The 22,770-nt window shown below is 66.0% G+C and carries 19 protein-coding genes; 8 read left to right on the top strand and 11 right to left on the bottom strand.

What is annotated here, in order from left to right:
• Positions 1-10: 10 nt before the first annotated feature.
• From ACYRGX_RS10755 to codA, 4 genes are read left to right on the top strand one after another with little or no spacing between them, the layout of a single operon-like run.
• The gene (locus ACYRGX_RS10755; RefSeq protein ID WP_473056550.1) at positions 11-1,099 is read left to right on the top strand and encodes an ABC transporter permease; all 1,089 of its coding nucleotides are present in this window, start codon (positions 11-13) and stop codon (positions 1,097-1,099) included.
• Entirely contained in the window at positions 1,096-2,025 is a 930-nt protein-coding gene (locus tag ACYRGX_RS10750; protein ID WP_473056549.1) for an ABC transporter permease, read from the top strand. The genes ACYRGX_RS10755 and ACYRGX_RS10750 overlap by 4 nt, the downstream gene beginning before the upstream one ends.
• Positions 2,025-3,257, top strand: a complete 1,233-nt coding sequence (locus ACYRGX_RS10745) for a PucR family transcriptional regulator (RefSeq protein ID WP_473056548.1) — start codon at positions 2,025-2,027, stop codon at positions 3,255-3,257. The genes ACYRGX_RS10750 and ACYRGX_RS10745 overlap by 1 nt, the downstream gene beginning before the upstream one ends.
• The gene (codA, locus tag ACYRGX_RS10740) at positions 3,254-4,489 is read left to right on the top strand and encodes a cytosine deaminase (RefSeq protein ID WP_473056547.1); all 1,236 of its coding nucleotides are present in this window, start codon (positions 3,254-3,256) and stop codon (positions 4,487-4,489) included. The genes ACYRGX_RS10745 and codA overlap by 4 nt, the downstream gene beginning before the upstream one ends.
• Positions 4,490-4,541: 52 nt before the next feature.
• Here codA and efeO (ACYRGX_RS10735) read toward each other — a convergent pair whose 3' ends face one another.
• From efeO (ACYRGX_RS10735) to ACYRGX_RS10685, 11 genes are all read right to left on the bottom strand, one after another.
• Positions 4,542-5,360 (bottom strand): iron uptake system protein EfeO, encoded by an 819-nt coding sequence (gene efeO, locus ACYRGX_RS10735; protein WP_473056546.1) that lies wholly within the window; start codon positions 5,358-5,360, stop codon positions 4,542-4,544.
• Between the two features lie 27 nt (positions 5,361-5,387).
• Positions 5,388-6,686, bottom strand: coding sequence for an iron uptake transporter deferrochelatase/peroxidase subunit (gene efeB, locus ACYRGX_RS10730; protein ID WP_473056545.1), 1,299 nt, complete (start codon positions 6,684-6,686; stop codon positions 5,388-5,390).
• 23 nt (positions 6,687-6,709) lie between these two features.
• Positions 6,710-7,894: an iron uptake system protein EfeO gene (gene efeO, locus ACYRGX_RS10725; RefSeq protein WP_473056544.1), complete on the bottom strand. Its 1,185-nt coding sequence runs from the start codon at positions 7,892-7,894 to the stop codon at positions 6,710-6,712.
• A 12-nt stretch (positions 7,895-7,906) separates the two neighbouring features.
• Complete coding sequence (efeU, locus tag ACYRGX_RS10720) at positions 7,907-8,749, bottom strand: iron uptake transporter permease EfeU (RefSeq protein ID WP_473056543.1); 843 nt, start codon at positions 8,747-8,749, stop codon at positions 7,907-7,909.
• 220 nt (positions 8,750-8,969) lie between these two features.
• Complete coding sequence (locus ACYRGX_RS10715) at positions 8,970-9,833, bottom strand: efflux RND transporter periplasmic adaptor subunit (protein ID WP_473056670.1); 864 nt, start codon at positions 9,831-9,833, stop codon at positions 8,970-8,972.
• Positions 9,834-9,838: 5 nt separating this feature from the next.
• Positions 9,839-10,045 (bottom strand): DUF1656 domain-containing protein, encoded by a 207-nt coding sequence (locus ACYRGX_RS10710; RefSeq protein WP_473056542.1) that lies wholly within the window; start codon positions 10,043-10,045, stop codon positions 9,839-9,841.
• Positions 10,032-12,023 (bottom strand): FUSC family protein, encoded by a 1,992-nt coding sequence (locus tag ACYRGX_RS10705; RefSeq protein ID WP_473056541.1) that lies wholly within the window; start codon positions 12,021-12,023, stop codon positions 10,032-10,034. The genes ACYRGX_RS10710 and ACYRGX_RS10705 overlap by 14 nt, the downstream gene beginning before the upstream one ends.
• A gap of 266 nt (positions 12,024-12,289) precedes the next feature.
• Positions 12,290-12,406, bottom strand: coding sequence for a cytochrome c oxidase subunit CcoM (gene ccoM, locus ACYRGX_RS10700; protein ID WP_473056540.1), 117 nt, complete (start codon positions 12,404-12,406; stop codon positions 12,290-12,292).
• 195 nt (positions 12,407-12,601) lie between these two features.
• Positions 12,602-12,754, bottom strand: coding sequence for a hypothetical protein (locus ACYRGX_RS10695; RefSeq protein ID WP_473056539.1), 153 nt, complete (start codon positions 12,752-12,754; stop codon positions 12,602-12,604).
• Positions 12,751-13,338, bottom strand: coding sequence for an alpha-ketoglutarate-dependent dioxygenase AlkB family protein (locus ACYRGX_RS10690; RefSeq protein ID WP_473056538.1), 588 nt, complete (start codon positions 13,336-13,338; stop codon positions 12,751-12,753). Before ACYRGX_RS10690 ends, ACYRGX_RS10695 begins: the two co-directional genes overlap by 4 nt.
• A gap of 5 nt (positions 13,339-13,343) precedes the next feature.
• Positions 13,344-13,640, bottom strand: a complete 297-nt coding sequence (locus tag ACYRGX_RS10685) for an aspartate-semialdehyde dehydrogenase (RefSeq protein WP_473056537.1) — start codon at positions 13,638-13,640, stop codon at positions 13,344-13,346.
• 110 nt (positions 13,641-13,750) lie between these two features.
• Here ACYRGX_RS10685 and rapA point away from each other — a divergent pair, with 110 nt between their 5' ends.
• The 4 genes from rapA (at position 13,751) to mdoH (ending at position 22,644) form a co-directional block, all read left to right on the top strand.
• Positions 13,751-16,603 (top strand): RNA polymerase-associated protein RapA, encoded by a 2,853-nt coding sequence (rapA, locus tag ACYRGX_RS10680; protein WP_473056536.1) that lies wholly within the window; start codon positions 13,751-13,753, stop codon positions 16,601-16,603.
• Positions 16,604-16,801: 198 nt separating this feature from the next.
• Positions 16,802-18,073, top strand: a complete 1,272-nt coding sequence (locus tag ACYRGX_RS10675) for an acyltransferase family protein (protein ID WP_473056535.1) — start codon at positions 16,802-16,804, stop codon at positions 18,071-18,073.
• 472 nt (positions 18,074-18,545) lie between these two features.
• Entirely contained in the window at positions 18,546-20,102 is a 1,557-nt protein-coding gene (locus ACYRGX_RS10670; protein WP_473056534.1) for a glucan biosynthesis protein G, read from the top strand.
• On the top strand, positions 20,089-22,644 hold the full coding sequence (mdoH, locus tag ACYRGX_RS10665) for a glucans biosynthesis glucosyltransferase MdoH (RefSeq protein ID WP_473056533.1): 2,556 nt from the start codon (positions 20,089-20,091) through the stop codon (positions 22,642-22,644). Before ACYRGX_RS10670 ends, mdoH begins: the two co-directional genes overlap by 14 nt.
• Positions 22,645-22,770: the final 126 nt, after the last annotated feature.

Raw genomic sequence — 22,770 nt, 5'->3', positions numbered from 1 at the left:
CGGAGAATCCATGCGTCTTCCCGATTACCAGTTTTCCCTGCAGCGGCGCCTGCAGCCTTCGCTGGCGCGCAGCGCCCTCACCTTCGCCGGCGGCCTGGTGCTGGGCATCGCCGTCGGCACCCTGCTGCTGATGGCCTGCGGCGTGCCCACCGGCGCCCTGCTCGACGACCTGGTGGTGCAGGTGTTCCTGCGCGAGATGGGTTTGGCGCAGACGCTGACCCTGAGCGTGCCGCTGATCCTCGCCGGACTGGCCTCGGCCCTGGCGATGCGCGTGCGTTTCTGGAACATCGGCATCGAGGGCCAGATCTGGCTCGGCGCGATCGGTGCCGGCTTTATTTCCATCAACGGCATCGGCCCGGACGGCTTGCGCCTGCCGCTGATGTTGCTGGTCGCGGCACTGTTCGGCGCCCTCTGGATCGCCTTGCCACTGCTGGTGCGTCTGCGCCTGCAGGTCAGCGAGCTGGTGCTCACGCTGCTGCTGTCGAACATCGCCTACCTGCTCCTGCAGCACCTGCTGTTCGGCGCCTGGCGAGACCCGGCGAACAGCTTCCCGGTGTCCGTGCAATTCCCCCAGGGCGACCGCCTGGCGCTGCTGGGCTTCGGCAATCTGCACAGCGGCCTGTTCATCGCGCTGGCGGTCGCACTGCTCGGCGCCATCGGCTGCGAGCGCAGCCGCCTGGGATTCAACGCCGCCGCCATCGGCGCCAACCCGACGGCGGCGCGTGCATTGGGGATTCCGGTGGGCGCCACGCTGGCCGCGATGGTGCTGCTCTCCGGCGCGGTGGCCGGACTCGCCGGCGGTCTGATCGTCAGCGGCACCGAGTACCGGCTGACGCAGAATATCGGCTGGAACATGACCTTCAGCGCCATCGTGGTCGCCTTCATCGCGCGTTTTTCCGCGCTCTGGTGCATTCCGGTGGCAATCGCCCTGGGCGGCCTCTACAACGCCGGCGGCACCCTCAAACTCTTCTATGGACTGTCCGATGCCGTGGTGGTCCTGCTCCAGGGCGTACTGCTGATGAGCTTGCTGATTACCCGCTTCTTCGCCGAATACCGCCTCGAGGTACGCAACCTCGGCGCCCGGGAGGCCCACGCATGAGCCTCGACTTCCTCGGCCATTGGCTGGGCAGCGTACCGAGTTCCGCCATCCCGCTGCTGCTGGCCTGCGTCGGACTGATCTTCAGTGAGCGTGCCGGGGTCGTCAGCCTCGGTGTCGAGGGCTACCTGGCGATGGGCGCGATGTCTGCCGCGGCGGTCACCCTCGTCAGCGGCGAGCCCTGGTTGGGCGCACTGGCCGGCATCGCGGCGGGTGCGCTGCTCGCGCTGGGCTTCGGCGTGGCGGTGGTGCTGCTGCGCAGCGAGCAGATACTCGCCGGGCTTGCGACCATGGCCATCGGCGTCGGCATCGCCGGGGTGGTCGGGCGCGGCTACGTGCATCGCACCTTCGAGGGCATCGATGCGCTACCGGCGGGCGCCCTGGCGAAGCTGCCGCTGCTGGGCGAGATGCTCTTCACCCAGGACCCGCTGAGCTACCTGTCGCTGCTGCTGGTGCTGGCCAGCGCCTGGCTGTTGGCGCGCAGTCGCTTCGGGCTGCGCCTGCGTGCGGTCGGCGAGGACCCGGCCACCGCCGACGTCGCCGGCATCCACGTGCAATGGCAGCAGATGCTCGGGGTGACGCTCTGCGGCGCCCTGGCGGGACTGGGCGGCGCCTATCTGTCGCTGGTGGCGAGCAATGTCTGGGTGGAGAACATGGTGGCCGGACGCGGCTGGATCGCCCTCGCCCTGGTGATCTTCGCCCGCTGGGACCCGCTGCGGGCACTGCTCGGCGCCTTCCTCTTCGGCGCCATCGACGCCCTGCTGCCGCGCCTGCAGGCCATCGGCCTGGACGCTCCGGTCTACCTGGTCGGCATGCTGCCCTACGCGCTGACCATCGGCGTGCTGATCGCCTGTAGCTGCTCGCCGAGTCGCCGCGCCGCGGAGCCCGCCGCCCTCGGCATCGCCTACCTGCGCCAGGATCGCCGCTGATGAGCCTCACGGTCGCCGACGTCCTCGCCCTACCCGGCCTGCAGAGCATGGCTCTGCGCGCAGGCGCCCAGGGCCTGGAGAACCCGGTGCGCTGGCCCTATGTCGCCGAGAACGAGGGCATCGCCGATTGGGTGATGGGCGGCGAGCTGATCTTCGTCACCGGCATCAACCACCCCCGCAACGAGGCCAACCTGCTGCGCCTGGTGCGCGAAGGTCACGAGCGGGTGGTGGCCGGCATGGTCATCCTCACCGGCGAGGAATTCATCCAGCGCATCCCCCCGGCGGTGGTCGACGAGGCCGAGCGCCTCGGCGTGCCGCTGCTGGAGCAGCCCTACCAATTGAAGATGGTGGTGGTGACCCAGGCCATCGGTACGGCGCTGGTGCAGGAGCAGATGCTCGGCCGCTCGCGCCAGCACGTGCTGGAACAGTTGCTCGACGGTGACTACCAGTCGCTGGACCTGCTGCTGCAGCGCGCCCAGGGCCTGCGCCTGCCACTGGCCGTGCCGCGCCAGGTGGCGCTGTTCAAGCTGGAGGACAGCGAGCAATTGTTCGCCAGTGCCGCCGAGGACGCCGAACAACGCCTGCAGGCCTGCCGCACGCTGCTGCAACGGCGCCTGGAGCAGTTGCTCGGCGAACTCGGCGACGCGCTGCCGCCGGTCTGCCAGGGCGAGCACTGGATCGCCCTGCTGCCGGCCAGCGCCGGCGAACAGGCCAACCGTCAATTGATGGCCACCTTGCTCGACGAGCTCAACGGCGCGCTCGGCCCACTGCGCCTGTACCTGGGTCTGAGCGCCGCCGGGCACACCCCGGCGCACTATGCCCAGGGCCTGGGCGAGGCGCGCCAGGCATTGGTCGCCGCGCAGTCCTTCCCGGAGCGCCTGGGGCTGTGCTGCTTCAACGAACTGGGCGTGCTGGAACTGCTCGGCGCGATCCGCGACCGCACCCTGCTCGACCGCTTCGTCGACAAGGTGCTCGGCCCACTGATCGGCGACGACTCGCGCCATGAACCGGTGCTGATGCCGACCCTGGAAGCCTGGTTCCACGAGAACGCCAACCTCGCCCTGGCCGCACAGCGCCTGGGCGTGCATAGAAATACCCTGAGTTACCGACTGCAACGTATCGAGGCGCTCACCGGTTGCGCCTTCGACGACCCGCATCAGCGCCTGAACATCGCCGTGGCGCTGCAGATCTGGCGGCTTTCGCCGCCGCGCAACACGAGGAATCTGCCATGAACATCGTCAACGCCCGCCTGCGCAAGAAGGATGGCCTCTACCGCATCGAACTGGACGGCGAGCGCATCGCCGCCGTGCAGGAGCAACCCGGCGAGGTCGTCGCCGAGGCCAGCGACCTGAACGCCGCCGGCAATCTGGTGGTGCCGCCTTTCATCGAGCCGCACATCCACCTGGACGCCACGCTGACCGCCGGCGAGCCGGCCTGGAACATGAGCGGCACGCTGTTCGAGGGCATCGAGCGCTGGGCCGAGCGCAAGGCGCTGGTCACCCACGAGGACAGCAAGACGCGGGCGAAGAAGACCATCGACATGCTCGTCGCCCACGGCGTGCAGCATGTGCGCACCCACGTCGACGTCACCGACCCGACCCTGGCCGCGCTCAAGGCGATGGTCGAGGTGCGCGAGGAATCCCGCCATCTGATCGACCTGCAGATCGTCGCCTTTCCCCAGGAGGGCATCGAGTCCTATCCCAAGGGCCGCCAACTGATGGAGGAAGCCGCGGCGCTGGGCGCCGACGTGATCGGGGGCATTCCTCACTTCGAAAACACCCGTGACCAGGGCGTGTCCTCGATCAAGTTCCTCATGGACCTGGCCGAACGCCGCGAGCTGCTGGTCGACGTGCATTGCGACGAGACCGACGACCCGCACTCGCGCTTTCTCGAAGTGCTCGCCGAGGAAGCCCGCGTGCGCGGCATGGGCGAGCGCGTCACCGCCAGCCACACCACGGCGATGGGCTCATACGACAATGCCTACTGCTCCAAGCTGTTCCGCCTGCTCAAGGCGTCGAAGATCAACTTCATCTCCTGCCCCACCGAGAGCATCCATCTGCAGGGTCGCTTCGATACCTTCCCCAAACGCCGCGGCCTGACCCGCGTGGCGGAGCTGGATCGTGCCGGGATGAACGTCTGCCTGGCGCAGGATTCCATCGTCGATCCCTGGTATCCGCTGGGCAACGGCAACATCCTGCGCATCCTCGATGCTGGTCTGCACATCTGCCACATGCTCGGCTACGAGGACCTGCGCCGTTGCCTGGACTTCATCACCGACAACAGCGCGCGCACGTTGAGCCTGGGTGAGAACTACGGCATCGAGGCCGGCCGCCCGGCGAATCTGCTGATCCTCTCCGCCGACAGCGACTACGAGATGCTGCGCAGCCAGGGCCACGCGACCGCCTCGATCCGCCATGGCAAGCTGCTGATGCGCCGCACGCCGGCACGCATCGAGCGCTTCTGAGCGGAAAACGACAACGGGGCGCCAAGGCGCCCCGCTTCCCGTACGGCTGGAACTAGTTCAGGCCGAGCATACCGCGCATGTCGGACAGATCCTCGGCCAGGGTATTGACCGGGCCGACCAGCGCCTTGCGGTCATTCTCGCTGACCTTGTCGTAGGTGACGAAGCCGCCGTCCTGGGTCTTGTACTTGGCCAGGATGCCGTCGACGGTGGCGAAGTTCTTCTCCACCTTGGCGACGAAGGCCGCGTTGCTCTTCTGCAACTGCGGACGGAACAGCTCGACGATTTCCTTGGCGCCGTCCACGTTGCCCTGGAAGTCATACAGGTCGGTGTGGCTGTAGCGATCCTCCTCGCCGCTGACCTTGGTCGCGGCCACCTCTTCCATCAGCGCCGCGGCGCCGCCGACGACGGTCTCCGGCGGGAAGGTCAGGCCGTCCACGCGGCTCTGTAGGTCCTCGACGTCACTCATCAGCTTGTCCGCCAGGTCGCCCAGGCCGACGGTGGAGTTCTTCTCGAAGAGGCCGTACTCGATGCGGTGGAAACCGGTGAAGTCCTCGGATTTCACGCCCTTCTCGTGGTCGTCCTCGCGGGAGTCGATGGACGCGTCCAGATCACTGAACAGCTCGGCGATCGGCTCGATCGACTCGTAGTTCACGCGGGTCGGGGCGTAGAGTGCCTTGGCACGAGCCACGTCGCCCTGCTTCACCGCCTCGGTGAATTCGCGGGTCTCGCGGCTCAACTGGTCGAGGTGGTCGAGCACGTAGATCTTGTAGTCGGAGATCGGCGTCACCAGGTCCAGGGAGGCACTGGCGGCATGGGCGGCCTGGTTACCCAGGAGGAGCCCAAAGGCAACGGCGAGGGGGAGCTTTTGCATGCGTTGGTTCCTTTGAAATGGGAGGGATCAGACGGCGCGCGCCGCGTCCAGCAACGAGCGGCCCAGGTAGTCCTCGGGCCCCTTGGCACCCGGTAGAACGAAGAAATAACCACCGCCGAAAGGCTTGAGGTACTCCTCCAGCGGCTCGCCGTTGAGCTGGTTCTGCACGTGGATGAAGCCCTTCTGCAGATTCGCCTGGTAGGCGATGAACAACAGCCCCATGTCCAGTTGGCCGTTACTGGCCACGCCATTGGAGTAGTTGAACGGCCGCCGCAGGATCAGGTGCTCGCGTGCTTCGGCGGTGCGCGGATTGGCCAGGCGGATGTGCGAGTCCAGGCGGGTCACCTTGCCGTGGGGATCGCGGCCGTAGTCGGGTACGTCGGCCTCCTGCGTGCCATCCATGGGCGCGCCGCTGTACTTGCGGCGGCCGAAGGTGCGCTCCTGCTCCTGCATCGGCGTGCGGTCCCAGCGCTCGACGTAGTTGCGGATCAGGCGTACCGCCTGATAGGAGCCGCCGAGCGCCCATTGCGGCTCGTCGTCGCTCGGTTTGACCCACACCACCCGCTGCATCTCGGCGGCATCGGCCGAATCCGGATTGCCCGAGCCGTCGCGAAAGCCGAGGAAATTGCGCGCGCTCTCCGGCGGCTCGCCAGGGCGCACCGGCATCACCGGCACCGAGCCTTCCTGCTTCCAGCGCACCAGCAGCAGGTCCGGCAGGTTCTTCACGATGTCGCGCAGGGCGTGGATATTGGTGTCCGGGGTATTGGCGCAGAACTGCAGGGTCAGGTCGCCATGGCAGTAGTCCGCCTTCAGGCCGTCATTGGGAAACCCCACCATGCGTTGCAAATGCCTGGGCTTGAGCGTGGCGAGGCCGAAGCGCTCGTCGAACAGCGAATCGCCCAGGGCGAGGGTCACGGTGAGGTTGTCCGGCGTCACCTGCGGGCCGAGAATGCCCGAATCCGGCGGCGGAAACTTGGGATCGATCTGTTCGATGGCGCCGCCCTGGGTGAGAAAGGCGATGCGCTGCGTTAGGGTGCGGAACAAACGCTCCAGACCGGCCTGGTCAGTGGCCAGCACGTCGAAAGCGACCAGCATGCCGGCGGCCGGTCGCGGGGTGACGATACCCTGCTGGTGCGGGCCGTAGAACGGATGCGACTCGCCAGTATGTTCGCTGCGCGGCGCCTGGGTGACGCCGCTGGCGCTATGCGCGGACGCCGTCGCGGGGAACAGGGCACTCCCTGCCGCCGCTGCGCCAGCGGCGCCCAGGCCGAGGAGCAGGCGTCGGCGGTCGCCGGAGAAAGCGGGTTCACTGTCGGTTGGTTTCATTGGATACCTTCCCTGTCGAGGGTTTACTGAGACGTGCCGCCGGGCAGCGCCTGGGCCAGCGCCGTGAGCGCCGCGCCGTAGCGCCGTGCTGCCTGGGCCAGCGCCGCGCGCTGCTCGGTCGAGACCTGCGCGTAGCTGCGTTGGGGGTCGCCGCCGCTCGCGGCCTGCAACGCCTGGGTGAAGACGCTGCGCGCGCCGTCCACCGCCTGCACGGCCGCCGCGTAGGAGTGCTCCAGCACCGGACGCAGCAGATCGAGGATGCGTGCCACCGCGGCCTGATCGGCGTCGAAGCTGCGCAGCTCGTCATGGGCATAGGGTGCGGTGCTGCCGTCGGCACGCTCGGCCAATTGCCGCAGCAGGCGCCCAGCGCCGTTCAGCAACTGCTCGGGAGAGACCTTGAGTGCCAGCAGTTGCTGGCGCAGGCGCTTGGCATCGGCTTGTAGCCCATCGAGCACCGCCCCCAGACCGTCGCTGCTGTGCTGCTCGAAGAGGCCGTACTCGATGCGATGAAAGCCGGTGAACGCGGGGTCCTGCTCACGTTGCTCGTAGTAGGCGGCCGGCGCGTTCAGGCGGTTGTCCAGCTCGGCCACGTATTGCGCCAGCGGCAGCAGGCGGTGGTAGCTGGCGTGGGCCTCGCGGTAGGCGGCCTGGGCACGCGGCAGGTCATGGGCCGCCAGCGCTTGGCGTAGCGCATCCAACTGCTGATCGAGGCTGCGCAACTGGCGGCTGAGGTCCACGCGCACCTCGGACAGCGGGCCGAGAAACTCACGCAGTTGTGGCGGTGCCGCAGCGGCACGCTCGGACGCGGCGGTGGGCGTCACCGTGAGGCTGCCGCGGGGATTGCTCAGCAGGCCACAGGTGATCACGTAGTCGCCCGGATCGAGCTGGACGTTGATCACCTCGCTCAGACCGGGGGCGATGTTCTCGCGCTCGGCGACCACCATCACGCCATCGAGAATTTCCCACTCCACCGCGCGGCGGGAGGCATTGACGATCCGGAAGCTGGCCTGGCCGGCCGGCAAGCTCAGCGCGTTGGGCTCGCAGGCGTGGGCCTGGATGGTCACGCTGACCTGCCCGGCCTCAGCGTGGTTGCGCACCTGCATCGAGCGCGAGGCGTAGTAGAAGGTGCCCAGGGCGCAAAGCAGCAAGGCGGCGGAGAGGATCAGGGCCAGGCGAACCCAGCCACGGGAGGGAGTAGCGGACGACATCGTGCGGGCGCCTTAGCCGTTGGCCTGGCTGGCCACAGGCAGCGTGGCGCTGCCCGCGTGCGGCCGGAAGAAGAAGAACAGCGCCACCAGCAGGTAGCCGAGATAGACCAGCGCCACGCTCAGCGTCGGCGCCTCCTGGTAGCCGAACATGCCGTTGAGCATGGCGCCGGCCGGGCTGTCCAGCGGCAGCACCGGCGCCAGGTCGAAGAGCACCTGCTGCAGGTGATTCCACGCCCCGGCCTCGTGCAGCGCCTGCACCGCGTTGGCCAGTACCCCGGCCGCGACCAGCAGGATGAACACACCGGTCCAGCGGAAGAAGCGGCCGAGATTCAGGCGCATGCCGCCGCTGTAGATGCCGTAGCCGATCGCCACCGCCGCGAGCAGGCCGAGCAAGGCGCCCAAGGGCGCCAGCGCGCTGCTGCTCTGCTGGAACACCGCGAGCAGGAAGAACACCGTTTCCAGCCCTTCCCGGGCAACGGCGAAGAAGACCATGCCGAGCAAGGCGATGGCGGCGCTGCGCGGGGTACGCAAGGCATTTTCGATGGAGCTGGCCACTTCGCGGCGCAGCGAGCCGGCCACCTTGCGCATCCAGAACACCATGGAAGTCAGCACCCCCACGGCGACCAATCCGACGACCGCTTCGAAGGCCTCCTGCTGGCGCTGCGGGAACTCGGCGCTGAGCAATTCGAGAGCGGCGCCGACGAACAGCGACAACGCGGCCGCCAGCATGACGCCGATCCAGATTAACGGCATCCATTCGCCACGGGCGGTCTGTTTGAGATAGCTGGCGATGATGCCGACGATCAGCGCAGCCTCGACGCCTTCGCGCAACATGATCAGGAATGGGACGAGCATGGAAACCTACTTGGAATCGATCCGAAACGTTAAAGCGACTCGTTTTCAAGTAGACAAATAATTCTTTTTATTTCAGATGTCTCCCCCCTTTACATTTTCTCCGGCGCCCTTCCCGAGCGCCTAAAAACGGCTAAAGACCGCGCCACGCAAGGCTTTCAACGCGATTGCAGGCCCCAGCCAGACAGCCTCCGCGCGGCTATGTCGCAGCACATCCGTGCAGCTAGCGTTCAGTCTCGAGCACCTGGACGCTGGCCGTCATGCCAGCCGCCACATGCAGGTCGGTGGGCCAGGCATCGATGCGAATGCGCACCGGAATGCGCTGTGCCAGACGCACCCAGTTGAAGGTCGGCTCGACATCGGCAAGCAGTTGTCCATCAGGTGACGCATTGCGGTCGGTGATCCCCGTAGCCAGGCTCTCCACATGTCCGTGCAATGGCTCGCCGCCACTCATCAGCCAGACGTCCGCCGGCGCGCCGACCTGGACTCGCGGCAGCTTGGTCTCCTCGAAATACGCCTGTACGTAGAACGATCCTTTCGCGACCAGCGCCATCACCGGCTGGCCGGCATTCACGTAGTTGCCCTGGGCCAGACGCAGGTTGGTGATCTGCCCATCGCGAGGCGCGCGAACTTCGCTACGTGCGAGGTTGAGCTCCGCCACCTGGACCTCGGCCTCGGCCTGGCGCAGTTCGGCCTTGGCAATGGCGGCATTGATTCGCGCGTTGTCGCGCAGCTCTTCGCTGATCGCCTGAGTCCCTAGGCGCTGGCGGCGCTCGGCCTCGTGCTCACGCAATTGCAGTTGCTGGCGTCGGGTATCGGCAAGCGCCTTGGCCTGCTCCAGCGCCGCTTCGTAGCGTGCGCGATCCACTTCGAAGAGCAGGTCGCCTGCCTTCACTTGCTGGTTGTCGCGCACCTCGAGGTCGGCGACCCAGCCCGACACGTCAGGCGCCATCGTCACCACGTCGGCACGCACCCGCGCGTCGCGGGTCCAGGGCGACAGCATGTAGTGCTGCCATAACCAGTAGCCGGCGAGCATGGCCACCGCCACGAGCACCAGGGTCGTCAGTACACGCAGGATCTTTCGCATCATTTTCAGACTCTCCCCAGCAGCGCCACCAGCGCCGCCAGTACACACACGTAAAGGGCGCAGTCGAACAGCGCCTCATGCCAAATCCATCCCGCCATGGGCGTCCGCTGCAACGCCAGGCGCAGCAACAGCGTCAAGGGCAGGGCCAGCACCGCGAACAACAACATCGGGCTGACCAGAACGCCGCCGAGGGTCAATTCACGCAGGCCCATGGGCCACCTCCGGTTCGGCGCACCACTGGCGCCAACTCTGTTTCAATTGCCGTACTGCGGTGTGCGCCAGTTGACGGTCGTCACCGGACGGCGTGGTTTCCAGCAGGCTGTCCAGTGCAGCCAAGGGACGCTCCAACGGGGCCTCGCGCCCCGGCCCGGGGCCTTGCCGCAAGGCATCCGCCAGACGCTTCAACGCCGCTTTCACCTGCAGGTCGCCATCCATGCCCAGACGTGCAAGACACAGCCGCAGGTGCAGGAGCTCATCCCCCAGGTCCAGGCCAAGCAGACCATCGTCCCAGCGGTCGCGCAGGTGCGCAGGCAGATGGGGACGATGACGGGCAAGGCGCAACAGCCGATCGCTCATCCGCCCGCCGAACCAACCCTCTGCGCCCACCAAACCGCGCTCGGTGAGTCTCGCCAGGTCCTCCAGCGTGGCACGCAACAGGCGCCGCGTGTGCCAGCGCGGGCTACGCAGGTGGATCAGGCGAAACGCCAGGACGGCGCAACCCACGCCGACGATCATCCCCAGGGCCTCGTTGAGAAAGAATTCGGCGTCGTAACTGGGACGATTGGGCGGAGCCACGAGGATGATGAAGTGCAGGCAGAAGGACGTCGCGGTGCCCGCCGTGGACGGTTTGGCCATGCCCAGGGCCCCCAGGAACAGTGGCACACCCAACGCCAGACAGAGCATCTCGAACGTGGAAATCTGCGGCAGCAGCATCTGGCTGACGACGAATGCCACGGGAATCGCGCCAAGAATCCCGCGCAGGAAGCTGAAGCCGATCTGCACGGCATTCTCGCGGCTGGCGAACAGCGCACAGATCACGCTGGCAAGAATCATCGCGCCGACCGCATAGGTCCACCCGGTCGCCAGCCAGAACAACGCTACCGCCAGCAACGCGGCCGCACCACGAATGCCGTAGAGCAACGCCAGGGAGCCATCGCGATGCCCGGCCAACGGCGCCATGCTCCCCTCGGCAGACCACTCGCCACACTCGACGCCCCGCAGCGCCCGCAACGCGGCCTGGGCGTGCAGCAGCAAGACGCTCAGGCGAGTCAGGCAATCCCGCTCCTCATCGGCCGGCAAACCTTGGCGATAGCCCCCCAGACGCTCGCGCAAACGCTCCAGACCCTCGCGGCTCGGCACGCTTTCGAAGAGTTCGGCGGTCTCCCGCAGCCAGGGTTCCACATGCCAGGCCTGCTCGGCCGGAAGACTGCGATACAGGCGCGCGATACTCCTCGAGACCCGCGACAGCCCCAGCATGGACAGCGTCAGCGCCTGCAGAGCGCGGGCACGATGACGCCCGCGATGGCCTTCGAACCAGGCATGTTCGCGTTGCGTATCCACCGCGACGATGCGTCCCAACCCGGCCAGCAGCCCCTCTGCGGAGACCTGAGTCTGCAACAGCGCCCTGCCCGCTCCCTGCAATGCGGACTGCAGTGCGCCACTGGCCTGCCCGGCCAATTGCTGCTCGACCCGCTGCGGCCACAGCAGAGCACTGCACAGGGTGGCACAAACGATCCCGAGGCTGATCTCGGTGCAGCGCGCCACCGCCTGGTCGAAGATTTCCAGGGGAGACGAGATCGCCGGCAAGCCGATGATGACCACCGTGTAGCCGGCGAGAACGAAGGAATAGGCCCAGGCGCTGCGCAATTGGGTGGAGATGGCGATGCACAGCGCCAGCCAGGCGGCCAGCACCAGCAGAAACAGCCAGGGCGCTTGCGCCGCAACGCTCATCAGCGCCACGGCGGCGATGCCGCCGCAAAGGGTGCCGAGCAGGCGCGCCAGGCCTTTTTGCACCACCATGCCAGCCAGCGGCTGAGCAACGATGAAGGCGGTCATCATGGCCCACTGTGGCTGTTCCAGGTCGAAGCGCAGGGCCGCCCACAGCGCCAGCAAGGCACCGAGCAGGGTCTTCACGGCAAAGCGCAGCGCCAGGGGGGACGGCATGAATAAAGCCGTCAATGTGTCACGCACAGGGAATCTCGACCTCGGATGAAGAGCGGTAATGGGCTCGGGAAGGCCAAGATTATTAGTTAGCTAACTAATATAATCAACCCCCTTTCCAGTTCCACCAGGGAGACGGTAGATCGCCTGGCAGCGCACATGGCTCAGCGTAGCTGGCAACGCAAAGGAACAGCGGAATGCATGAGGGAGGAACAGCGGCAGGGGGGGGAAACAGCGGACAAAAAAATGGGCGACCGAAGTCGCCCTAAGTGCCTTGCGTGCTCTGGATGGAAGGATCAGTTGTGCTTGGTTTTCTTGGCGTCCTTCCAGATAAATATTCCGACCCCAGCGCCAAACGCGAGCGTCAGTCCGATGATTAGAATGCCGGCTAGTACGACTTCGTCGATGAACATAGGAAGCCTCTGCTGTGGTGGGCTCGTGATCTGATGGAAGAGACGATACCCACACACAGAAAAGGGGAAATTGATTTGCATCAAGTTCGCTACGCCCGTGCCGGCGCGGCGTCCGGAGAAATGACGCAAGTCAACGAAAACGGGGGCGAGCGCCCTGCAAGGCTGGCAAGAGTGCGGGGAACGATCCGACTACGGTCAGCGCTTCTTCGGTTTGCGCGGCTTTTTCTTCTTGCCCAGCGGCAGAACCTGCTCGAAGGCTTGGCGCATGTCATCCAGGCGCTTGTCGTTCAGATCGTGGATGCGCTTGCCGCGCTCGGCGGCAAAGTCGATTACCTTGTCATCACTCATCGTGGATACAGCCGGCGAAAAGTCAGATTCAGGCGAGGGGCGCAAGGCTTGCGGGTCTTCGCCACCTGGTGCTGCCAATGATGCTGGGTCTGCCCGGACATGACCAGCAGCGAACCGTGTTCGAGCGGCAGGGAATGCTCGATGCGACTGCCGCCCTTGCGCCGCAGATCGAAGCGTCGCACCTGCCCCAGGCTCAGCGAAACCACTAGCGGCTGCGGCCCGAGGACCGCCTCGTCGTCGCTGTGCCAGCCCATCGAGTCGCTACCATCGCGATAGAGGTTGAGCAGCACGCCATTGAACCGGGCGCCCGTGAACGCTTGCACGCGTTGGCGAATCGCTTCCAGGACGGGGCCCGGCGGCTGCGGTCGGTGCTCCAGGGCGGAATAACGGTAGCCCGCCTCGCCATACCAGGCGAGCAGGCGCGGCACCGGGTGCAGCCGTCCATGTACCTGCACCTGCGGCTGCTGCCAGGCGACCTCGGCCAGCAAGCCTCGTAGCCAGTCATCGGCGAGTTCGGGGGCGATCCAGTCGCGGTGATAGTCGAGCGTGGCGTCCGGCAACTGCAGGGGCAAGCTATCGAACATCGATCTCACACCTGCACATCGACCCAGCGGCCCTGTCGCGGCGACTCGGCGTCGACGAGCTCCTCGGATTCTTCTTCCGCTTCCTCCGCGCCCTCCTCCGACCGCTCACGACGATGGCGACGGCGCTGCTCCTCCCGGGCGAGCAGTACCGCCTCCTCGCTGATTTCCTGCTGGTCCAGGCTCAACGAGGCCTCTTTGTCTATCTGCGGAGGTGGCGCCACCGGGGCGATTTCCGGGCGCGGCTTGACCGGGTCCTGCTGGACGGTAACGGGCACCAGGCTCTGGGGAATCGGTGGCAACATCGCTCTACTCCTGAAGCAGCGCTCACTATATGAGACCTTCGGCATTAGCGCGGGTGCCGGCTCGTCACAGGATGTTAAGATAGCCGGCTTTTTCAAGACGGGAGACGGGCATGGCGGAACAGCAGTATCAACCGGGCCAACGCTGGATCAGCGACAGCGAGGCCGAACTCGGCCTGGGCACCATCCTGGCACAGGATGGACGGTTGCTCACCGTACTCTATCCGGCCACGGGAGATACCCGCCAATATGCGCTGCGCAACGCTCCGTTGACGCGCGTGCGCTTCGCACCGGGTGACGAGATCACCCACTTCGAGGGCTGGAAGCTGACGGTGCGCGAGGTCGAGGACCGCGACGGACTGCTCACCTACCACGGTCTCGATGAGCGCAATGCGCCGCGCACCCTGCCGGAGACGGAGCTGTCGAACTTCATCCAGTTCCGCCTGGCCAGCGACCGCCTGTTCGCCGGACAGATCGACCCGCTGTCCTGGTTCAGCCTGCGCTACCACACCCTGCAATACCGCACCGAGCAATTGCAGTCGCCGCTCTGGGGCCTGGCTGGCGCTCGCGCGCAACCCATTCCGCACCAGTTGCACATCGCCCGCGAAGTCGCCGACCGTATCGCCCCCCGCGTCTTGCTGGCCGACGAAGTGGGCCTGGGCAAGACCATCGAGGCGGGGTTGGTCATCCATCGCCAACTGCTCAGTGGCCGTGCCTCGCGAGTGCTGATCCTGGTACCGGAAAACCTCCAGCACCAGTGGCTGGTCGAGATGCGCCGGCGCTTCAACCTGCAGGTCGCGCTTTACGACGCCGAGCGCTTCGCCGAGAGCGATGCCAGCAACCCGTTCGAGGACACGCAACTGGCGCTGGTGGCGCTGGAGTGGCTGGTCCACGACGAGCGCGCCCAGGACGCGCTGTTCGCCGCCGGCTGGGACCTGATGGTGGTGGACGAAGCCCACCACCTGGTCTGGCATCCGGAAAAGGCCAGCGCCGAGTACGCCCTGGTCGAACAGTTGGCCGAAGTGGTACCCGGCGTGCTGCTGCTCACCGCAACGCCCGAACAGTTGGGCCAGGATAGCCACTTCGCGCGCCTGCGCCTGCTCGACCCGGATCGTTTCCACGATCTCGCCGCCTTCCGTGCCGAGAGCGCCCACTACCGGCCGGTCGCCGACGCGGTACAGCAGTTGCTCGACGAAGGCCGCCTGTCCGCCGATGCGCGTACCAGCATCGCCCAGTTCCTCGGCGACTCCAGCGAAGCGCTGCTCGCCGCCGCCGCCGATGGCGATGCCCAGGCCAGTCAGCGCCTGGTCCGTGAACTGCTCGACCGCCACGGCACCGGCCGCGTGCTGTTCCGTAACACTCGCGCCGCGGTGCAGGGCTTCCCCGAACGCCAGTTGCACCCCTACCCGCTGCCCAGCCCGGTCGAGTACATGGAGCTGCCGCCCGGCGAGCATACCGATCTCTACCCCGAACTGCGCTACCAGGCGCAGCAGGCACCGGATGACGAAGCCGGCCGCTGGTGGCGCCTGGACCCGCGGGTCGAGTGGCTCATCGACACCCTGAAGATGCTGAAGAAGTTCAAGGTGCTGGTGATCTGCGCCCATGCGGAGACCGCCCTGGACCTTGAGGACGCCCTGCGCGTGCGCTCGGGGATTCCCGCCACGGTGTTCCACGAAGGCATGAGCATCCTCGAGCGCGATCGCGCGGCGGCCTACTTCGCCGATGAGGAGTTCGGCGCCCAGGTGTTGATCTGCTCCGAGATCGGCAGCGAGGGCCGTAACTTCCAGTTCGCCCATCACCTGGTGATGTTCGACCTGCCGGCTCACCCGGACCTGCTCGAACAGCGCATTGGACGCCTGGACCGTATCGGCCAGCGCCACGCCATCCAGTTGCACATCCCGCACCTGCAGGACAGTGCTCAGGAGCGCCTGTTCCAGTGGTATCACGAGGGACTTAACGCCTTCCTCGCCACCTGCCCGGCCGGCGGGGCGCTGCAGCAACGCTTCGGCGAGCGCCTGCTGGCGCAGCTCGAGGGGGGCGACGAGGACGATTGGCGCCAGTTGCTCGACGAGGCGGCCGGTGAACGCCAGCGCCTGGAGGTCGAATTGCATGGCGGCCGTGACCGCCTGCTGGAACTCAACTCCTCCGGCGCCAGCGAAGGTCGCAAGCTGGTGGAGGCGATTGCCGAGCAGGACGACCGGTTCGCCCTGCCGATCTACATGGAGCAGTTGTTCAACGCCTATGGCATCGACAGCGAGGATCACTCGGAGAACGCACTGATCCTGCGTCCCTCGGAAAAAATGCTCGACGCCAGCTTCCCCCTGGGTGACGACGAGGCAGTGACCGTCACCTACGACCGTGCCCAGGCGCTGGTCCGCGAAGACATGCAGTTCCTCAGTTGGGAACACCCCATGGTGCAGGGCGGCATGGACCTGGTGCTGTCCGGCTCGATGGGCAACACCGCCGTGGCGCTGATCAAGAACAAGGCGCTCAAGCCGGGCACCCTGCTCCTCGAGCTGCTGTTCGTCTCCGAAGCCGTGGCACCGCGCGCCCTGCTGTTGGGGCGCTACCTGCCGCCCGCGACGCTGCGCTGCCTGCTCGATGGCAATGGCAAGGACCTGGCGCCCAAGGTCGCCTTCAACACCCTCGACGAACAGCTCGAAAGTGTCCCGCGCGCCTCGGCTAACAAGTTCGTGCAAGCCCAGCGTGACCTGCTGGCCCGCCAGTTCAAGCTCGCCGAGGGTCTGGTCGCACCCCGTCACCAGGCGCGCGTCGAGCAGGCCAAGGAACGCCTGGTCGCCGAACTCGACGAGGAGCTGACGCGCCTGCAGGCCCTGCGGCAAGTCAATCCGAGCGTCCGCGAGTCGGAAATCGAAGTCCTGCGCAAGCAGCGCGACGATGGCTTGGCGCACCTGCACAAGGCGGCACTGAGGCTCGAAGCCATCCGGATCCTGGTCGCCGGCTGACACGCCCAAGCCAGCCCTATCCTCGCGCCCTTCGCTGGGCGCGGGGGTGCGGCAGCAGCTTGCGCGTGCCCGCAGCAGGGAACGCATCAGCGCAACGGGAATCACGCATGTACCGCGCCTCATAGCCCGGCAGCGAACCCCGGTCCTGTAACGCGGTCCCAAACCCAGGCAGCATCACAAGGGCACGAGGAAGGCCGCTTGAATCGAATATCCCCCGCCGCACCGGGAAAGGAACACTTCATCGGCTTGGAATGGCTGCGCTTCCTGCTCGGCCTCTACGTCGTCATCTATCACACCCTGCACAACTACACTGGCGAGGAACACCTGGCCTGGCTACGCAGCCTTGCCGGCCTCGGCTTCTTCGCCACCAGCAGCTTCTTCGTGCTTTCGGGGTTTCTGCTGGCCCACGTCTACTGCCGTGAAGGCATCTTGCGCGAGCCGGCTCCCAGCTTCTGGAGCAAGCGCTTCGCCAACCTTTACCCTCTGCACATCTTTTCCCTGCTGCTCACAGGTCTGGTGATCTTCTGCATCGCCAACCTGGGCATTCCTCCGGACGACACCAAGGCCAGCCTGCGCTTCGTCATCTACGACACCAACGCCGAATCCCTGCTCAACGACCGCGGTTCGCTCGAACACTGGATGAGCAACGGCGAGATGGCGCTGAACATCGTTCTGCAACTGCTCATGCTGCAGGCCTGGAATCCCTACTACCTGACGTTCAACGCGCCGCTTTGGTCGCTGTCCACGCTGTTCTTCTTCTATCTGGCCTTCCCGCTGCTGGCGCCAAGACTGGTCGCTGTGAAGCACAAATGGTGCTGGCTCGCCGCCTTGATGGGGCTCTACCTCGTGCCCCCTCTGGTGGTCATCGCCAATGGGCTCTACGACATGCCCTGGACCGGCATCCTGCATCGCATGCCGGTCCTGCGCCTTCCCGAATTCCTCGCCGGCGTGACGCTCTACGGACTGTTTCGCCGCCATCGCGACGGCGGTCGCGAGCCCGGTGCGTTCGGCCGCGTACTGATGGCGCTGGGCATCGCTGCCTGCTTCCTGCTCGCCTGTCGCCTGGTGGCGGGCGAAAAGTACTGGTACTACCTGCTGCACAATGGCCTGCTGTTGCCGTCCCAACTGGCGCTGATCTACCTCGCGGCGCTGCCGTCCAAGCCACAACGACAGGACATCGAGCACTGGGCGCGGCGCCTGGGTGCCGCCTCGCTACCGCTGTTCGCCCTGCACGTACCGCTCTTCGTGCTGTTTTCACGACTGGAAAAACTCTCCGCGACGCTGCTCGAAGGTTGCAGCTCAGGCTGGTCGGCCTGCATCGCCGCGGCGGGTGGACAACCGCTATCGCTCTGGCTCTACCCGCTGTTCCTCGTGGTGCTCTGCGCGTTCTGCGTGTGGACCCAGGAGCATGCCGTGGTGCCTTTGCGAAAACGGCTCCTTAGACACCTTCCCGCGCGCACTAGCAGCTAGGGTCTGTTCCCGTTTCATTCGCGAACCGCGTTGTCGCCAGAAATGGTCTGCGGTTAGGCGCAGGACGCCGCCAATGGTCACTCCCTTGGCAAGTCCTGCAACGACAGCGCAGACCATTTCTGGCACAACCCGTAGGGCCGGTGCCTGTTTTGCCGCAATACGGCGTTGTTCCTCTTACCTTTACCCCGGTAAAGGTTGCGACTCGCGCCTTGTCTTGCGGCAAAACAGGTACCGGCGCGGCCGTGAATGAAACGGGAACAGACCCTAGCGACCTTGGTCATTTCGCACGCGTCAGGGCCTTTGCCACCGGGCTATTTTCGGCCGCGATGCACTCCGCGAGCGAAACGGCAAAGGCCGCTGATGACGGCGACTGAATCATCCGGCAATCTAGTGGTCGGAATGCTTCGCTAGTGCGCGGGGAGCGCACGTTTTTGACAGACCTTTTGGGGGACCTGTGTTTTCCAACCCGATGATGCGCCGTCCGCTGCGACGGACTACTGCTGTACTGTTCGCGGCCGCTTCGCTGCTTGCTCTGCAAGCTCATGCGTTCTCCATCGACGATGTCGCCAAGGAGGCGAAAGAACTCGCCGACACCGGCTACGTCGCGCCCACCAGCAACCTGCCCTCGCAATTTCGCGACATGCAGTTCGCTGACTACCAGCGCATTCGCTACAAGAGCGACAAGTTCGAGTGGAACGATCTGGACTCGCGCTTCAAGCTGAGCTTCTACCACCAGGGCATGCACTTCAACACGCCGGTGAAGATCAACGAAGTCACCTCGACCAGCGTGCACGAGATCAAATACGACCCTGAGCGCTTCGACTTCGGCGACCTCACGTTCGACAAGAACGCTACCAGCAAGCTCGGCTACGCCGGCTTCCGTGTCATGTACCCGATCAACGAGGAAGGCAAGCAGGACGAGATCATGAGCATGCTCGGCGCCAGCTACTTCCGCGTAGTGGGCAAAGGGCAATGGTGGGGCCTGTCGGCCCGCGGCCTGGCCATCGACACCGCGCTGCCCAGTGGCGAAGAGTTCCCCTACTTCAAGGAGTTCTGGATCGAACGACCCAAGCCCGAAGACAAGCACCTGGTGATCTACGCGCTGCTCGACTCGCCCAGCGCCACCGGCGCCTACCGTTTCGTGCTGCGCCCCGAATTGCGCGGTGACGCGGTGGTCGACGTTCAGGGCCGCGTGTTCCTTCGCGAGGCCGTGGCCAAGCTCGGCATCGCGCCGCTCACCAGCATGTACCTCTACGGCCCCAACCAGCCCTCGAAGGTGCACAACTACCGGCCGGCGATCCACGACTCCAACGGCATCTCGATGCAGGATGGCGACGGCCACTGGACCTGGCGCCCGCTGGTCAACCCGCGCCGCCTGGCGGTGAACACCTGGAACCTGAACAACCCCAAAGGCTTCGGCCTGCTGCAGCGAACCCGCGACTTCGCGCGCTATGAGGACCTGGACGACCGCTACGACCTGCGCCCCTCCGCCTGGATCGAGCCCAAGGGCGACTGGGGCAAGGGGCATGTCGAGCTGGTTGAAATACCCACTCCGGACGAAACCAACGACAACATCGTCGCCTTCTGGACGCCTGAGAAGCTGCCCGCGCCCGGCGAGCCCCTGGACTTCGCCTACCGCATGCACTGGACCCTCAATGAACCGGCGCTGCATGACGATGCCAACGCCTGGGTCATGCAGACCCGCCGTTCCGAAGGCGAGGTCAAGCAGCCCAACCTGATACGCGAGCTGGACGGCAGCACCGCGCTGGTCGTCGACTTCGTCGGACCCGCCCTTGGAGAACTCCCGGCGGATGCACCGGTCACCACTCAGGTGAGCACCGACGAGAACACAGAGCTGATGGAAAACAACCTGCGCTACAACTCGGTGACCAAGGGCTGGCGTCTGACCTTGCGCTTCAAGGTGAAAGACCACACCAAGCCGACCAATATGAGCGCCTACCTGCTCAAGGACGGCCAGGCGCTGAGCGAAACCTGGGATTATCAGGTACCCGCCGATGAAATCCGCTGATGCCGGCGTCCAGGCCTACCTGGACGCACTACCGCTTCCTGCGGAGCAACGCCAGCAGCTGATGCACAGCGAGGACTTGCTCGCCCTGCATCGGCAATTGGCCGACGCCCCGGACGCAGACCTCGACGACGCGGTGCGTGGCTCCGCGGCGGCGCGCCTGCAGTTGGCCAGCGGGGAAGCGTTGCAGGAGCGCGGCCTGCTGCAACAGGACCGCGACGGCCAACCCAGGCTGCTCGCGGGCCCGCCGCTACAACGCGCCAGCATGATTCCCGAACCCTGGCGCATCAATCCGGTGAAACGCCTCTGGCGTCGCCTCACCGGGCGCCGCAATCCGCCGCGCGCACCGCAGCGGGAAAACCCCATCGCGCCCTGGCAGCGGGTCGGCCAGCGCCGCCGCATGGTCATGAGCTTCTTGATGCTGTTCCAGACGGTGGTCGCGACCTGGTACATGACCAACATCCTGCCCTACCAGGGCTGGTCAATGATCGAACTCGCCCAATTGCGCCAGCAGAGCGCCTGGGACAGCTTCCTGCAGGTCCTGCCCTACCTGGTGCAAACCGCCATCCTGGCGCTCTTCTCGATCCTCTTCTGCTGGGTATCGGCGGGCTTCTGGACGGCGCTGATGGGCTTCTGGGCGCTGCTGCGCGGGCATGATCGTTACAGCGTCAGCGGCCGCCATGCCGGTAGCGAGCCGATTGCCAAGGACGCCCGTACCGCGCTGGTGATGCCGATCTGCAACGAGGACGTGTCGCGCGTCTTCGCCGGCCTGCGCGCGACCTACGAGTCACTGCAACGCTCCGGCGAACTGGAGCATTTCGACTTCTTCGTGCTCAGCGACACCGGCAACCCCGACATCGCCGTCGCCGAGCAGCGCGCCTGGCTCGAACTGTGCCAGGCAACCGGCGGTTTCGGACGCATCTTCTACCGCCGCCGTCGGCGTCGGGTGAAGCGCAAGAGCGGCAACATCGACGACTTTTGCCGTCGCTGGGGCGGTGCCTACCGCTACATGGTCGTACTGGATGCCGACAGCGTGATGAGCGGTGACTGCCTGTCGAGTCTGGTGCGCCTGATGGAGAAGCACCCGGATGCCGGCATCATCCAGAGCGCCCCCCGCGCCGCCGGCATGGGCACGCTCTACGCCCGTCTGCAGCAGTTCGCCACGGCGGCCTACGGTCCGTTGTTCACCGCGGGCCTGCACTACTGGCAGTTGGGCGAATCGCACTACTGGGGGCACAACGCGATCATCCGCATCAAGCCCTTCGTCGACCACTGCGCGCTCGCCCCCCTGCCCGGAAAGGGCAGCTTCGCTGGCGCGATTCTCTCCCACGACTTCGTCGAGGCGGCACTGATGCGCCGCGCCGGCTGGGGCGTGTGGATTGCCTACGATCTGCCGGGCAGCTACGAGGAGCTGCCGCCCAACCTGCTCGACGAGCTCAAGCGCGACCGTCGCTGGTGCCACGGCAACCTGATGAACTTCCGCCTGTTTCTGGTCAAGGGCATGCACCCGGTGCACCGCGCGGTGTTCCTCACCGGGGTGATGTCCTACCTGTCGGCACCGCTGTGGTTCCTCTTCCTGGTGCTGTCCACGGCACTGCTGGCGATCCATACCCTGACCGAGCCGCGCTACTTCCTCGCACCCGGCCAGTTGTTCCCGGTATGGCCGCGCTGGAACCCGGACCTGGCGGTGACCTTGTTCTCCACCACCATGACCCTGCTGTTCCTGCCCAAGCTGCTCAGCGTGATCCTCATCTGGGCCAAGGGCGCCGGTTCCTTCGGTGGCAAGTTCAAGGTCGCAGCGAGCATGCTCATGGAGATGCTGTTCTCGGTGCTGCTGGCGCCGGTACGCATGCTCTTCCATACCCAGTTCGTGACCTCGGCGTTTCTCGGCTGGGCCGTGAAGTGGGACTCGCCGCAACGCGACGATGGCAGCACGCCCTGGCGTGACGCCGTGGCCAAGCACCTGCCGCATACGCTGCTGGCGGTAGCCTGGACGGCATTGGTAGCCTGGCTCGACCCGGCGTTCCTCTGGTGGCTGACGCCCATCGTCGGCTCTTTGATGGTAGCCATTCCCGTCTCGGTGCTCTCCAGCCGTCCGAGGCTCGGCGAGCGCAGCCGCAACGCCGGGCTGTTCCTCATTCCCGAGGAGTCCAATCCACCCCGCGAGCTGACCGACACGTACGCGTACACGCGGATGCATCGTCGTCGCGAGCTGGAAGACGGCTTTCTCGCCGCCCTGTTCGATCCGTTCCTCAACGCCTTGGCCTGCGCCATGGCGCCTGCGCGGCACGGCGCGTCGGAATTGCTCGAGCGGGCTCGCCAACGGCGCCTGGAGAACCTCGACAAGGGCGCAGCGAAACTGCCGGCCAGTGAGCGCTTGGCCCTGCTCGACGACCCGCAACTGCTCAGCCGTGCCCATGCGCGACTGTGGAGCGACGCGGCGGTGCGTGATGAATGGCTCGCAGAACATCCGCAACCGGCAGAAGCCATGCACGCCCCCCTGGGCGCCCCGGCCCCGTCCATGGCAACCGCGATTTCGGGTTAGTACCACGCAGCCGGGCGGTACTGGCATTCTGCCCCGGCATTGACTTAACTACTAAGGAAATCAGCGGCCTGGCGGGATTGCCAGGCCGTTTGCTGCAAGCACCTGCTGCAGGCAAAGAAGCGATTC

The organism is Pseudomonas sp. R4-15 (assembly GCF_055768815.1).
Note: the sequence above shows the minus strand (reverse complement) of the source record. Positions and strands in the feature narration are given on the sequence as shown.

Excerpts from the sequence above, each read along its gene's own strand:
- ACYRGX_RS10755 (WP_473056550.1), top strand. The coding sequence starts at position 11 with ATGCGTCTTCCCGATTACCAGTTTTCCCTGCAGCGGCGCCTGCAGCCT.
- ACYRGX_RS10750 (WP_473056549.1), top strand. The coding sequence starts at position 1,096 with ATGAGCCTCGACTTCCTCGGCCATTGGCTGGGCAGCGTACCGAGTTCC.
- ACYRGX_RS10745 (WP_473056548.1), top strand. The coding sequence starts at position 2,025 with ATGAGCCTCACGGTCGCCGACGTCCTCGCCCTACCCGGCCTGCAGAGC.
- codA (WP_473056547.1), top strand. The coding sequence starts at position 3,254 with ATGAACATCGTCAACGCCCGCCTGCGCAAGAAGGATGGCCTCTACCGC.
- efeO (WP_473056546.1), bottom strand. The coding sequence starts at position 5,360 with ATGCAAAAGCTCCCCCTCGCCGTTGCCTTTGGGCTCCTCCTGGGTAAC.
- efeB (WP_473056545.1), bottom strand. The coding sequence starts at position 6,686 with ATGAAACCAACCGACAGTGAACCCGCTTTCTCCGGCGACCGCCGACGC.
- efeO (WP_473056544.1), bottom strand. The coding sequence starts at position 7,894 with ATGTCGTCCGCTACTCCCTCCCGTGGCTGGGTTCGCCTGGCCCTGATC.
- efeU (WP_473056543.1), bottom strand. The coding sequence starts at position 8,749 with ATGCTCGTCCCATTCCTGATCATGTTGCGCGAAGGCGTCGAGGCTGCG.
- ACYRGX_RS10715 (WP_473056670.1), bottom strand. The coding sequence starts at position 9,833 with ATGCGAAAGATCCTGCGTGTACTGACGACCCTGGTGCTCGTGGCGGTG.
- ACYRGX_RS10710 (WP_473056542.1), bottom strand. The coding sequence starts at position 10,045 with ATGGGCCTGCGTGAATTGACCCTCGGCGGCGTTCTGGTCAGCCCGATG.
- ccoM (WP_473056540.1), bottom strand. The coding sequence starts at position 12,406 with ATGTTCATCGACGAAGTCGTACTAGCCGGCATTCTAATCATCGGACTG.
- ACYRGX_RS10695 (WP_473056539.1), bottom strand. The coding sequence starts at position 12,754 with ATGAGTGATGACAAGGTAATCGACTTTGCCGCCGAGCGCGGCAAGCGC.
- ACYRGX_RS10690 (WP_473056538.1), bottom strand. The coding sequence starts at position 13,338 with ATGTTCGATAGCTTGCCCCTGCAGTTGCCGGACGCCACGCTCGACTAT.
- ACYRGX_RS10685 (WP_473056537.1), bottom strand. The coding sequence starts at position 13,640 with ATGTTGCCACCGATTCCCCAGAGCCTGGTGCCCGTTACCGTCCAGCAG.
- rapA (WP_473056536.1), top strand. The coding sequence starts at position 13,751 with ATGGCGGAACAGCAGTATCAACCGGGCCAACGCTGGATCAGCGACAGC.
- ACYRGX_RS10670 (WP_473056534.1), top strand. The coding sequence starts at position 18,546 with ATGCGCCGTCCGCTGCGACGGACTACTGCTGTACTGTTCGCGGCCGCT.
- mdoH (WP_473056533.1), top strand. The coding sequence starts at position 20,089 with ATGAAATCCGCTGATGCCGGCGTCCAGGCCTACCTGGACGCACTACCG.